The following is a 12,617-nucleotide window of genomic DNA, read 5'->3' on the forward strand; positions in this document are numbered from 1 at the left end:
TTGGCCCCCGCTTCTGCGGCAGCAGATCCAAAGGTTTTCCGCTCTGCTTATAGCGATTATAATACTTTAAGAAGCTTTTTCTGCACGTGTCGTTTGCTGTGTAAAAATCCATTGCTTTTTTATGCATTGGATGGGTCTTATTTTTTACCTGCTCATATTCTTTTATCAGAAAACGATACTTCTCTAAATAGTTCCTCTCTAATGTTGAATCTTGACTGTTATTTCTCATCGCAACAAAATTTATTAAAGTTAAATTTTGTTACCGAATTATCTAACCTTTACATGGGCGACAAAAACTATATTACGCCAACCAATAATACGATTAAAGAAATTAAAGATTTTGAACAGATTCCGTTATTCAAAGGCGGTGTTCAAAACTTAAAACTAGGCGATGTTGCATCGGTAAAAGACGGTGCCGACATTACAGCGGGTTACGCATTGGTAAACGGAAAACGTTCGGTTTACATTAGTATCGCAAAAGCGGGAGACGCTTCGACTTGGGATGTGGTTCAGAAATTAAAATCAGAATTGCCTAAAATTCAAAGCACGCTTCCTGAAGACGTAAAATTATCTTATGAATTTGACCAGTCCGTTTATGTAATCAACTCGGTTAAAAGTTTGATTACTGAGGGAATCATTGGTGCGGTTTTAACAGGTTTAATGGTTTTATTATTCTTGGGTGACCGTCGTGCGGCTTTAATCGTAATTATGACGATTCCGATTTCGGTTATTTCGGGAGTTTTATTCCTAAAATTATTCGGACAGACGATTAATTTAATGTCTCTGTCAGGATTGGCTTTGGCGATTGGTATTTTGGTTGACGAAAGTACCGTAACGATCGAAAACATTCACCAGCATCTCGATATGGGAAAACCAAAAGCACTCGCCATTTGGGATGCCTGTAAAGAAATCGCTTTACCAAAATTATTGATTCTTCTTTGTATCCTTGCCGTATTTGCTCCAGCATTTACAATGGTGGGTATTCCAGGAGCATTGTTCTTGCCTTTGGCTTTAGCAATTGGTTTCTCAATGGTTATTTCGTTCTTATTGTCTCAAACTTTTGTACCTGTAATGGCTAACTGGATGATGAAAGGACATGAAAAACATGCACACGGACCAGAAATTACGGATGACGAAGCGGAGTTTAACGACTGCGGTTTAACGCCAGAATCTGAACAAAATCTGATTACGCAGAAAAAAGTATATGTAGAAAGAGAAGATACTAACAACAACGGAAAAATCAGCGCTTTCGAACGCTTCAAGATTCGTTTTATGCGAACATTAGACCGTTTATTTGTTCACAAAAAAATAACGAGTATTACGTATCTGGTTTCTGCAACTGCGCTGGCTATTGTATTTATTACTTTTATCGGAAAAGACGTTTTCCCAAGAACCAATTCAAGCCAATTCCAATTGAGAATGCGTGCTGTTGATGGAACTCGTTTGGAAAGAACAGAAGAACAAGCTAGAATCGTTTTAAAAGAATTGGAGAAAATGGTCGGAAAAGACCATATCGGAATTTCGTCTGTATATGTGGGTCAACACCCTTCTCTATTCTCGATTAACCCGATTTATCTGTTCATGGCAGGTTCTCACGAAGCGGTTTTCCAAGTGAGTTTAAAAGATTATGAGGCAGATATGGATGACTTTAAAGATGAATTTAGAGCAAGACTTAAAAAATTGCTTCCAGATACTAAACTTTCTTTTGAGCCGATCGAATTGACGGATAAAGTTTTAAGCCAAGGTTCTCCTACTCCAATTGAGATTCGTGTGGCTGGAAAAGACAAAAAGAAAAACGAATTGTACGCAACTCAAATTGTAGACAAACTAAAAGCGATTTCGTATTTCAGAGACGTACAGATTGGTCAGCCAATACATTATCCAGCAATGAATATTGATATTGACAGAACCCGTGCTGCCGAATTGGGAGTTGATATGAATGATATTTCGCGTTCGCTTGTCGCTTCAACTTCATCTTCTCGTTATACCGAAAAAAATAACTGGGTTGACGAAAAAGCAGGATTATCCTATTCTGTTCAGGTTCAAGTGCCTTTAAACAAAATGAAAAGCAAAACCGATATTGGAGAAATTCCGGTATTAAAAAATTCGCTTCGTCCGGTTTTAAGTGACGTTGCCAAAATTACACCGGGATTTGTGAGCGGTGAAAATGACAATTTAGGGGCCATGCCATACATTACCGTTACAGCAAACATCTATAAAACCGATTTGGGGACGGCTTCAAAAGATGTGAGCAAAACAATTAGTTCATTGGGCGAATTACCTCGTGGTTTGTTTATCACGCCAATCGGACTAAGTACTGTATTGACAGAGACATTAAGCAGCTTGCAAACAGGATTATTGGTCGCTGTGTTTGTAATCTTCTTAATGCTGGCCGCTAATTTCCAATCGTTCAAGGTTTCTCTGGTAATTTTAACAACAGTTCCTGCCGTAGTTTTAGGATCTTTATTAATGCTAACTTTAACTGGTTCAACATTAAATTTACAATCGTATATGGGAATCATCATGTCGGTTGGGGTTTCTATTGCCAATGCCGTACTTTTGGTTACCAATGCAGAACAGCTTCGAAAAATAAACGGAAATGCATTAGAATCTGCAAGAGAAGCTGCTGCATTGCGTCTTCGTCCAATTATCATGACTTCTGTTGCGATGATTATGGGTATGTTGCCAATGGCAATTGGACACGGCGAAGGAGGCGATCAAGTTTCTCCGTTAGGAAGAGCGGTTATCGGTGGATTATTATTTTCTACTTTTGCCGTATTATTGATCCTTCCGCAGATATTTGCGTGGGCACAAGAAAAAACATCGACACAATCTGTTTCTTTAGATCCTGAAGACGAAGAAAGCATCCATTATATCTCATCTTTAAAACCAAAAAATGAACACTAAAATTATAAAATATAGCCCGCTGTTTCTAGCAGCAGTATTTTTCCTTAACAGCTGTAATTCTAAAAAAGAAGAACCTGTTAAAGCAGAAATTGAACCTAAAGTAGAAACTTTCCTTTTAGCGAAAGAAAAACTGACGACAGAATTGCGTTTGCCAGCCGAATTAACCGGTTTCCAACAAGTTGATTTGTATGCAAAAGTGAGCAGTTTCGTAAAAACCTTAAAAGTTGATATAGGTTCTAAAGTAAAAAAAGGACAGCTTTTAATTGTTTTGGAAGCGCCAGAAATCAGTTCGCAATTGGCTGCAGCCGAATCTAGACTGAAATCTATGGAAGCGATTTATGCAACCAGCAAAAGCACTTACAACCGTTTGTACGAAACAAGCAAAGTGGAAGGAACGATTTCTAAAAACGATTTAGAAATGGCAAGCGGTAAAAAGAATTCTGATTACGCACAATATCAGGCAGCAATTGCAGCACATAAAGAAATCTCGATTATGAGAGGTTATCTTGAAATTCGTGCTCCGTTTGACGGTGTTGTAGCAGCTAGAAATGTCAATTTAGGAACATTTGTTGGCCCGCAAGGAAAAGGATCTGATTTGCCTTTATTAACAATTCAGGAACAAAGCAAATTGCGTCTGGCGGTTTCTGTTCCAGAATTGTACACAGGATATTTGCACCCAGGCGACGAAATGAGTTTTAATGTAAAATCGTTGCCAGAAACTTTTACAGCTAAAATTACCAGAATGTCTGGAGCTTTAGATTTAAAATTGCGTTCTGAAAGAGTTGAAATGGACGTTCACAACACAAAAGGAAATTTATTGCCTGGAATGGTTGCCGAAGTTTTGTTACCGCTTAACGCGAAAGACAGCACATTTGTAGTGCCAAAATCGGCGGTGGTAAATTCTGCAGAAGGTTTATATGTGGTAAAAGTAGTAAACCACAAAGCGACACGAGTTGACATTAAAAAAGGAAGAGAAATCGAAGATAAAATTGAAATTTTCGGCGACTTAACTCCAAACGATAAACTGGTAAAAATTGCCAGCGAAGAAACTAAAGAAGGCGATGTCATAAACGAATAATACCGATTATGTATTCAATACAGTCTAATAAAAATTAGACTGTTTTCATACTATATCGGCATTGATAACCTGCGTTTAGTCTTCTTTTTAGTAGATTACCCAAAAACTGTACGCATTCTTCGGAGTGCAAATCTAAAATTTGCCTTAGGACAGTTCCTCTTTTTGGAGGGACTGTTTTTTTTTACATAATAAAATTAAAATTCGATTTAATGCGGATTAAAAAAAATCAGGTATAATTACCTAGTTATTAAGATTGATAAAGTTATATTTTTGACAAAATGTTTATATTAACATTTCATTTTTTAAACAAATATACATTATAAAATAACAACAATACACAAGCAAAAAAAATCAATAGTCTTAAAAAAAATAAAATAATATAAATCTTTTTATAATTTAGCATAATTTCAATCAAAAGCTAAAAAATAAAAAGCTATAAAACTTTATGAGTAAGTTAGAATTTCATATCGAAAAATCAATTAAAAGTGGTGACACTGATCTCGCTGCACTCACTATTGAAGAGACAAATGCTTTGATTGAAATTTTATCTGCACTTCGCAATATTGCAGTACACGAATTTACAAAAGATATCAAAATAGGCGTTATAAATGAAAGTGCTTGTGCACTTATGGATGCTGAGCCAGAAACTATGGATTATATCCATTTAAATATTCTAAAAGTCGTTCATAATGAAAAGGATCGTGATAATGTATATGTCGAAAACTTACTAAAAATAAGAGAACAAGTTTGTGAAAGAAAATTTGAAATGAAAATTGTATATCGTCGTAATGATGACGAAGTAAAAGATATAAAAGATTATTTTGAAAAAACTTTTCATAAACGAAGACCATTTAAAAAGCGTGAAAGTTCTTTTATTTTGGAGTTCTTAGAAGGGGAAATCAAAAAAAGTGGAGAAAATTCAGGACATTGGGTTCATTTTATATTTGAAACAAAAGGAATTAGAATTCCTATTCTTTGTTCTGAAAGCCAAGCAAGCGTAGCAGGAAAATTTCTCTTTAAGAATAACAGTAAAATATCTGCTTGGGGAAGAATAGATAATAAATCTCAAGTACATTACACTTGTGCTGATATTTATCTTGAAGGAACTGACGAAGATTACTACAGTGATCTTAGAAATTACTTCGCTAACTTCTTTAAACTTACTGAAGTCGAAAGAATAAAATCAATTCATAACAGGCTTAAAGAATATTATAGATTAGACATGTTAGGACATGCAAAAAAATTTATTCGATTATTCCTTTATGACGAAGTCGAAGTAGGTTATTTATTAAGCATCCTAGTGCTTACTAAAAATTATATTAAACGTGAGGAGCTTTCTCCATTATTAAAGGACGCTGAAAAAATCTTATCTAACAAAAATAAAGGTGCATTATTATAATGACAAAATTAACCGCAAGTAAAATTAATGATAAACTATTACGTTTTGATGACCACGATCTAAACGATGAGTTTTTCGGTATAGCAGTTTGGCTTAATGATGTTGGGAATCCACAACATAGCGGTCTTGTCCTTTGTTATGAAGGAGAAAAATTATTTTTCCATTTTACAAGTAAAGAAGTAATAATTGAGAATGTTACTGAATTTTCAACCGAAATATATTACAAAAAACTTGAATTATTTCCAGATTCATATTTACCTTACATTCGAAGTCATTTTGACCTTCTTTTGGAAACTGTTCATCCTCTTTATGGATTTGTTTTTACTGATTCTTATTATGATAAGTTTGGCTCTTATATTTCTGACATAGAAGGCTTGCCTGATTTTTGTACCTGCGTTGGTTTTTGTATAAATGTTATACGTAGTCTTTTTTTAAATCCCGCTTCTAGATATATTGAAATAAATGATTGGACTAGTGAAAGTTTAGAAAAAGTAGCAGATGATTATATTGAATATGTTAATGAGTATTTATCCTTAGTACAAAAATTTAGTCCTGAATCTTTATTAGAGATAAAGAAAAATACATATAAAAGAATTATGCCTGTTGAAATGCTTTTATCTGGCTTTTTTTCGCAACCAAAAGACCTACCTGTCAGAAAGGTTAACTTAGATCCTCACATTTTTGATACTCGCAAAATACTGAAAGCAAAATGGGTTTCAACAGTTGATTAAAAAAACCTCGAGGTTTAAAAAAAAATCGAGGTTTTTCCATTTTATAAACCTTACTCCTCACTCAAATAAGGATTCAAAATCTCCGCCAATTCATTGAGCCAATAATAATTGTCTTCAAAATTGGTTAGTCCGATTTGGAGGGTTTCGTGTTGTCGCATTACGGCGAGCGCTAAAATGCAGTTTACTTGTCTTAATATTTTAGCCATATCTTCTGGATCTATAATATGGTTAAAAAAATCAATCAGCCTTGTTTCGGCTTCTTTGGAAAGGGTGTTTGTACTCATGTCTTCAATTTTGTGAATTAAAGCCTATCTGGTAAGACATTGTAATCTGAATTACTTGTCAAACCATAAAGGCAAATTTTACTTTATTTAATGTGAAGATTTAAGAGCTTCAAATGTAAGAAAACTTTTTGAAAAGAAAGATTTTTCTTTCAATTATTATATTCCTTTTATCAAATATAAGAAATCTATATTTCAGCAGGCATTTATCATGGTTTTCTCACTGCGAGGAACGAAGCAATCCCACTAACAACAAGACACAAAGTCTTATTTTGTAAATGTGTTTGCTTCGTTCCTCGCAATGACAAACTGCATGAAAAAAAATTACAAAGATTTGTCTGGCTGAGCGAAGTCGAAGCCCGCAATCTAAATCTACAATCTTTGTAGAGCTACTTGCTAAGATTTCTCGTTCCTCGAAATGACAAAATTGGGGATAAGAAATTAAACTAGCTATTATAAAAAATGCAAGACCAAAATATGATCCTGCATTTTTTATAATTTGATAAATCTAAAAGAAAACAACTTTTTACGCTCTCTGACGCTCGTGTATGCCTTCTTTAATTTCTTCCACCATTTTTTTATTAAAAGCGGGTAAATCATTCGGGTTTCGGCTGGTTACCAATCCGTTGTCTACGACAACTTCTGAGTCTTCCCATTGCGCTCCGGCATTTTTTAAATCGTTTTTAACAGAAAAGAACGATGTTACTTTTCGACCTTCTAAAACATCAGCATCAACCAGAATTTGAGGTCCGTGACAAATTGCGGCTACCGGTTTTTTACTTTCAAAAAAGGAACGTACAAAATGTACCGCAGCTTCTTCCCTTCTTAATGAATCAGGATTTATTACTCCTCCAGGCAGAACCAAAGCATCGTAATCGGCTTCATTTGCCTGATCTAATACGACATCAACGTTATATTCGTTGCTCCAATTTCCGTCTTTCCAAGCTTTGATAGTTCCAGATTTCAAACTGACGACATCTGCATTCCAGCCTTGCTCTTCCAGATAGGCTTTAGGCGATGCTAATTCTGATTCTTCGAAACCGTTTGTGGCTAATATGGCGATATTCTTTTTCATAATTTCAAATATTTAAACGTTATTAATTTTGATTTACCTAAAATTAGTTATTTGAGAAAGCCAGAGAAAATAGACCGTGTTAAAGCTTTCTTTAATAAAAGTTAATTAATTGGCAATCAAATTTTTATTAAAAAATAAAATGAAATTATGTAAAATGTAGGTCAATTTGGTTTACTATTTTATAAGCATTTATGAATCAATTAAGATTTTATTTCTACGGATTTTTTTTTCAGACTTAAAAACTCTAACGACATAAAAAAAAACTTATTTTAATACAAAAAAAACTTTTAGGGGTAATATCAATAAAATATGCCGTTTTAAATTTACTGACCTCGAAAATAAACCAAATACCACTTCTTATGCCACTTACAAAAAAAATTGCGGAATTAATGTCCAAAAAATACAATACCAATATTACTATTTTGGGCGATTACGAGGGCAGCAATCATACTTCGATTCTTGATAATGACAACGGAACAATCTTAGTTGTTTCAGATCGGAATCAGTTTTATTTTAAAGATCGGCATCGCAATCTTTGGCTGTCGGTTCTAGATCCGTTTCAAATAGATGGAAAACAGCATTATCCCGAACTGGGAGATTCTTATACCCTCAATCACGGAGTGCAATACAGTTTTACAACACAAGAGGCAATCGTGGAAATGGCTTCTCTCTATTTTGCAAAACATGCAGATTGATGTAATCCTGAATTGTGATTTAATTTAGTTGAAAATTCAACCATAAAAAAGTCTTCTAACTTTATTTTTAGATTAGATTTGCAATCAAATTACACAGTACAAATAAAAATATAATGATAAAATTTAGATTTCTAACGCTTTTAATCGTGTTTTTTGTTTCTTGCAGTAAAGATGAAAATCCAACTCCTGAACCCTTAACTTTTGACGAAAAATTATTAATCAAAGCTTGGACATATGACACCTTAGAGATACAGGGCACAAAATATCTATATGATCATAATCCCGATTGCCATAAAGATTACTTTGTGTACAAAAACAACAAGGAGCAAGTATATCAATATGACGAATCTTTTTTCAAGAGTTCAATTTGCTCTGGAACTCACGTTAGTTTGACATGGGAACCCAAAGGAAATCATATTAGTTTTTATTTTGGAACAGCAAAAGTTGACGAGTATAAAGTAATTTCATTAACTCAAAATCTTTTTATTTTTACCATGGAACGCGATGTTGATAATGATGGTAAAAAAGAGAGCGTAACTATTACCGCAATACCCTATGATACTTTTAATCCCATTGAAATTAACGGCAAAAGAATACAGAATTTGAAAACATTTCCATCAAAGTTGCAATTGGAAATTCGTTAATTTACCTCAAATCCTTTTTAATAACTAAATATTTCAAGTCTGTTTTTCCAGCATTGCTAATTCCGTGTTCGGCATTTGGCGGACAATAAAAACTCGTATTCGGGCCTGCTGTAACGGTTTTTCCGTCAAGGAAGAATTCGGCGGTTCCCTCTAAAATGTAGAAGAATTCTTCTTCAGGATGGTGATGCGGCGCATGCGTGGATTTTCCAGGTTCGACAATACTCATTTTTAAAGTGTTTTCTTGAGTGAAATCTTTATTGGCAAACCAGTATTGGTAACCTACTTTGGTTTTGGTGGCTTTGTTGATATCAAAATGATTGACACAGTTTTCGATGGTGTATTGCGGAGTCTCTTTTTTAGTTTCCTGACAGAAGGTCTTTTGGAAAAATAAAACAGCGATTGTGGTTTGTAGGATAGTTAGCGTTTTCATTTTTTTGTTGTAATGTTACGAAAAATGCTTTTGATAAACTGAAATTAAATAAAATTCTAATTTCATTGCATTTAATATCAGAAATAAAAACTACTTTTAAAACCGCTTCAAAAGCAAGTTTTTAAACCTTTTTATAATGAACCCACTCCAACTTAAAATAAAATCACACTTTTTATTTCTTATTACTTTAACTTTTACAAATTTTATATACGCTCAGTCATTAAAAGAAAAAAGCCATTCCATAATAGCAAAAGGCGCAGTTCTCACAAAACTATCAGACCAATTCAGTTTTACAGAAGGACCTGCTGCAGATAAAAAAGGAAATATTTATTTTACGGATCAGCCTAATAATAGAATCATAAAATGGTCCGTTAATGGCAAACTTTCTGTTTTTATGGAAAATGCAGGAAGAGCTAATGGTTTGTATTTTGATCACACAGGCAATCTTTTGGCTTGTGCCGATGAAAAAAATGAACTTTGGAAAATAGATGAAAACAAAAATTATACTGTAATACTAAACAACTTCGAAGGAAAAAGGCTGAATGGCCCTAATGATCTTTGGGTTGACCCAAAAGGCGGCATCTATTTTACAGATCCTTTTTACCAAAGGGATTATTGGAAACATACCTCGAAAGAAATAGAGAAAGAATGCGTTTACTATTTATCTCCTGATAAATCCAAAATTATTAACGTTGAGAATGATCTTGTAAAACCAAATGGCATTATTGGAACTTCAAACGGAAAAACGTTATACGTTGCGGATATAGCAGGAAACAAAACGTACTCTTATACAATTGAAAGCAATGGCTCTTTAAGTAAAAAAACGCTGTTTGCCGAATCGGGTTCAGATGGAATGACAATAGACGAGTCAGGAAATATTTACTTATGCGGAAAAGGAGTTACCATATTCAATCCAAAAGGAGAAAAAATAGCTCATATTGATGTTCCTGAACCTTGGACAGCTAATGTTTGTTTTGGAGGAAAAAAATTTAAAACATTATTTATTACTGCCAGCAAAAGTGTTTATACGATAGAAATGAATGTTCGCGGAATGAAATAATCGATAAATCATCGCTTTTTCAGATTAAAAAAACTTGAAAATCATCTAAATTTGACTCAAATTTAAGTTTGAATTTTGTTTTAAGCTAAATTTTACAAAGCACAAAAACTTTCGAAACACCTTATTTTACAAGTATTTTAGCACTCTCTATAATACAATAAGAAAATATTATGATAAAAATATTTTGAAATTCGAAAATCCGCCATACATTTGCCTAACAGTGTTAAACGATTTAATACTTGAATACAATGGCTAGCAAAGATCGAATTTTAAGACAAAAAGAAGAGACAAGAAATAATATTCTTGGCGCTGCTTATGATATCGTAAAAGATGAAGGCTGGAATGGTTTGAGTATGCGTAAAATTGCCGACAGAATCGAATATACTGCTCCTATTATTTATGAATATTTCTCGAATAAAGAAGCAATATTAGAAGAACTGACAGGCAAAGGTTTTATTAAACTGGCTAAAGAGTTGCAGACTGCGAAAGACAAGTTTGAAAAACCAGAAGATCAGTTAGAAGCCATGTGGATGACTTATTGGGATTTTGCTTTTACTAATACTGAAATGTATCAACTTATGTTTGGTGTTCAAATGACTTGCTGCGCACAGCGATGTTCGGCTCAGGAAGCACCTTACAAATTGTTTACTGGTGTCATTGCTGAAATTATGAAGGACAGCAATCCTAGTGAAGATATCATAAAACAAAAATATTTTACTTTCTTTTCTGTTATTCATGGTTTAATCGCCATCAACATCATTAATAAAAGTGATATTTTAGAAACCATAAATGCTCAGATTTTGAAAGATGCTATTACTGGTATCATCAAATCTATACAATAAAAAAAAATTTTTCAATTTTACTTAACAGTGTAAAATGATTTAAACGGGATAACATAAAATCCTTTTTTTTATAACTTTCGCTTAACACTGTTAGAAAATTTAATAAAGGTAATAAAAGCTCTTTTTTTAGACTTTTACTTAACAACGTTAGATAATTTAATACTGATTTAAAATAGAATTGGAAAGGCTTACTGTATGGAAATTTGCGCACATTTACTTAACAACGTTAGATAATTTAATTCAATTAAATATGAATCCCGAGAATGCCAGAATACTAAAGAATTTTATCCGAGAAAATGTTCAACCAATTAAAACCACAATGAAAATGAAAAATGTAATTATAACCAGTTTTATCCTGGCCTTAGTTTTAAGCAGCTGTGCCGACAAAAATCAGGCGCCTACTGCTCCACCCCCACCGGTTTTACCAGTATTGGCTATCACAAGTGCCAACACAACTACTGACTCTGAATATCCTGCTTCAATACAAGGAACTGTTGATGTTGAAATTCGCCCACAAGTGAGCGGAAACCTTGACAGAATTTATGTAGACGAAGGCGCATATGTAAACAAAGGACAAACTTTATTTAAAATCAATGAACGTCCGTATCGTGAGCAGTTAAACAATGCTTTGGCAAGTCTCCACGCAGCAGAAGCGGCTTTAATAAACGCTAATTTAGAAGTTGACAAATTGACTCCCTTAGTTCAGAACAAAGTAGTTTCTGATTATCAATTAAAAACAGCTAAAGCTTCTCAAAAAATTGCTGCTGCCAATATCGAACAAGCAAAAGCAATGGTAGGTTCTGCTAAAATTAATTTAGGATATACCAACGTAACAGCTCCAGTTAGTGGATACATTGGAAGATTGCCTAAAAAACAAGGAAGTTTAGTTTCTGCAACAGATGTTGAACCTTTAACTACTTTATCAGACGTTCACGAAGTATTTGCTTATTTCTCGCTAGGTGAAACTGATTTCATCAACTTTAAAGAGCAATATGCAGGAAGTTCATTAGGCGATAAAATCAAAAAATTACCTCCAGTTACTTTGATTTTAGCTGATAACAATGCTTACCCTCAAACTGGAAAAATCGATATGGTTGACGGTCAGTTTGATAAAACTACTGGTGCAATCACTATTAGAGCAACTTTCCCTAACAAAGGCGGCGTGTTACGTTCTGGAAACACAGGAAGAATCCGTTTAGGATTAAATCACGATGATGCGATTTTAGTTCCGCAATCGGCTACAGTAGAAATGCAGGACAAAGTATTTGTTTTCACTGTAGGCAAAGACAACAAAGTAACTAAAATGCCTATAACTGTTGTAGGTAAAAGCGGCACTAATTATTTAATTAAAGAAGGTGTAAAAACCGGCGACCAAATCGTGTTAAGCGGTATTGACAAACTTCAGGACGGGCAAGCGATTCAGCCTGAAAAATCAACTAAAGTTGCCCAAGTAACTAATCAAAAATAATTCTAAA

At 33.9% G+C, this 12,617-nt stretch carries 12 protein-coding genes and 1 pseudogene; 9 read left to right on the forward strand and 4 right to left on the reverse strand.

Annotated features, from left to right (window positions below; all coding sequences use genetic code 11):
* Positions 1–229 (reverse strand): hypothetical protein (locus BLP44_RS23025; protein WP_170830264.1); only part of this gene is annotated, 229 nt, incomplete at its 3' end.
* Between the two features lie 23 nt (positions 230–252).
* Here BLP44_RS23025 and BLP44_RS21500 point away from each other — a divergent pair.
* The 4 genes and pseudogenes from BLP44_RS21500 to BLP44_RS21515 form a co-directional block, all read left to right on the forward strand.
* A pseudogene (locus tag BLP44_RS21500) lies at positions 253–2,907 on the forward strand (efflux RND transporter permease subunit); the annotation flags it as partial.
* Entirely contained in the window at positions 2,897–3,985 is a 1,089-nt protein-coding gene (locus BLP44_RS21505) for an efflux RND transporter periplasmic adaptor subunit (protein ID WP_008467704.1), read from the forward strand. The pseudogene BLP44_RS21500 and the gene BLP44_RS21505, both read left to right, overlap by 11 nt.
* Positions 3,986–4,430: 445 nt before the next feature.
* Complete coding sequence (locus tag BLP44_RS21510) at positions 4,431–5,384, forward strand: hypothetical protein (RefSeq protein ID WP_091136165.1); 954 nt, start codon at positions 4,431–4,433, stop codon at positions 5,382–5,384.
* Positions 5,384–6,115 (forward strand): hypothetical protein, encoded by a 732-nt coding sequence (locus BLP44_RS21515; RefSeq protein WP_091136170.1) that lies wholly within the window; start codon positions 5,384–5,386, stop codon positions 6,113–6,115. Before BLP44_RS21510 ends, BLP44_RS21515 begins: the two co-directional genes overlap by 1 nt.
* Before the next feature lie 50 nt (positions 6,116–6,165).
* Here the strand turns inward: BLP44_RS21515 and BLP44_RS21520 are convergent, their stop codons facing one another.
* Both BLP44_RS21520 and BLP44_RS21525 read right to left on the reverse strand, forming a co-directional pair.
* Entirely contained in the window at positions 6,166–6,399 is a 234-nt protein-coding gene (locus BLP44_RS21520) for a hypothetical protein (RefSeq protein ID WP_091136174.1), read from the reverse strand.
* A 523-nt stretch (positions 6,400–6,922) separates the two neighbouring features.
* Positions 6,923–7,471, reverse strand: coding sequence for a type 1 glutamine amidotransferase domain-containing protein (locus BLP44_RS21525; RefSeq protein ID WP_091136178.1), 549 nt, complete (start codon positions 7,469–7,471; stop codon positions 6,923–6,925).
* Between the two features lie 359 nt (positions 7,472–7,830).
* Here BLP44_RS21525 and BLP44_RS21530 point away from each other — a divergent pair, with 359 nt between their 5' ends.
* Entirely contained in the window at positions 7,831–8,166 is a 336-nt protein-coding gene (locus BLP44_RS21530; protein ID WP_091136181.1) for a hypothetical protein, read from the forward strand.
* Between the two features lie 113 nt (positions 8,167–8,279).
* Entirely contained in the window at positions 8,280–8,810 is a 531-nt protein-coding gene (locus BLP44_RS21535) for a lipocalin family protein (protein ID WP_091136185.1), read from the forward strand.
* 1 nt (position 8,811) lies between these two features.
* Here BLP44_RS21535 and BLP44_RS21540 read toward each other — a convergent pair whose 3' ends face one another.
* The gene (locus BLP44_RS21540; RefSeq protein WP_066035191.1) at positions 8,812–9,240 is read right to left on the reverse strand and encodes a cupin domain-containing protein; all 429 of its coding nucleotides are present in this window, start codon (positions 9,238–9,240) and stop codon (positions 8,812–8,814) included.
* Positions 9,241–9,376: 136 nt separating this feature from the next.
* Between BLP44_RS21540 and BLP44_RS21545 the strand changes: the two genes are divergently transcribed.
* The 3 genes from BLP44_RS21545 (at position 9,377) to BLP44_RS21555 (ending at position 12,610) form a co-directional block, all read left to right on the forward strand.
* The gene (locus BLP44_RS21545; RefSeq protein ID WP_170830265.1) at positions 9,377–10,300 is read left to right on the forward strand and encodes an SMP-30/gluconolactonase/LRE family protein; all 924 of its coding nucleotides are present in this window, start codon (positions 9,377–9,379) and stop codon (positions 10,298–10,300) included.
* A gap of 248 nt (positions 10,301–10,548) precedes the next feature.
* A complete protein-coding gene (locus tag BLP44_RS21550; RefSeq protein WP_008467721.1) occupies positions 10,549–11,142 on the forward strand; it encodes a TetR/AcrR family transcriptional regulator in 594 nt (197 codons plus the stop codon).
* 250 nt (positions 11,143–11,392) lie between these two features.
* Positions 11,393–12,610 (forward strand): efflux RND transporter periplasmic adaptor subunit, encoded by a 1,218-nt coding sequence (locus BLP44_RS21555; RefSeq protein WP_091136190.1) that lies wholly within the window; start codon positions 11,393–11,395, stop codon positions 12,608–12,610.
* The last annotated feature ends 7 nt before the right edge of the window (positions 12,611–12,617 follow it).

It is taken from the genome of Flavobacterium anhuiense (genome assembly GCF_900101855.1).
GTDB lineage: Bacteria > Bacteroidota > Bacteroidia > Flavobacteriales > Flavobacteriaceae > Flavobacterium > Flavobacterium anhuiense.

Bases quoted from the DNA above. Each gene is read 5' to 3' on its own strand.
- BLP44_RS21545 (WP_170830265.1), top strand. From the start codon at position 9,377: ATGAACCCACTCCAACTTAAAATAAAATCACACTTTTTATTTCTTATT.
- BLP44_RS21555 (WP_091136190.1), top strand. From the start codon at position 11,393: ATGAATCCCGAGAATGCCAGAATACTAAAGAATTTTATCCGAGAAAAT.
- BLP44_RS21510 (WP_091136165.1), top strand. From the start codon at position 4,431: ATGAGTAAGTTAGAATTTCATATCGAAAAATCAATTAAAAGTGGTGAC.
- BLP44_RS21505 (WP_008467704.1), top strand. From the start codon at position 2,897: ATGAACACTAAAATTATAAAATATAGCCCGCTGTTTCTAGCAGCAGTA.
- BLP44_RS21525 (WP_091136178.1), bottom strand. From the start codon at position 7,471: ATGAAAAAGAATATCGCCATATTAGCCACAAACGGTTTCGAAGAATCA.
- BLP44_RS21535 (WP_091136185.1), top strand. From the start codon at position 8,280: ATGATAAAATTTAGATTTCTAACGCTTTTAATCGTGTTTTTTGTTTCT.
- BLP44_RS21550 (WP_008467721.1), top strand. From the start codon at position 10,549: ATGGCTAGCAAAGATCGAATTTTAAGACAAAAAGAAGAGACAAGAAAT.
- BLP44_RS21520 (WP_091136174.1), bottom strand. From the start codon at position 6,399: ATGAGTACAAACACCCTTTCCAAAGAAGCCGAAACAAGGCTGATTGAT.
- BLP44_RS21515 (WP_091136170.1), top strand. From the start codon at position 5,384: ATGACAAAATTAACCGCAAGTAAAATTAATGATAAACTATTACGTTTT.
- BLP44_RS21530 (WP_091136181.1), top strand. From the start codon at position 7,831: ATGCCACTTACAAAAAAAATTGCGGAATTAATGTCCAAAAAATACAAT.
- BLP44_RS21540 (WP_066035191.1), bottom strand. From the start codon at position 9,240: ATGAAAACGCTAACTATCCTACAAACCACAATCGCTGTTTTATTTTTC.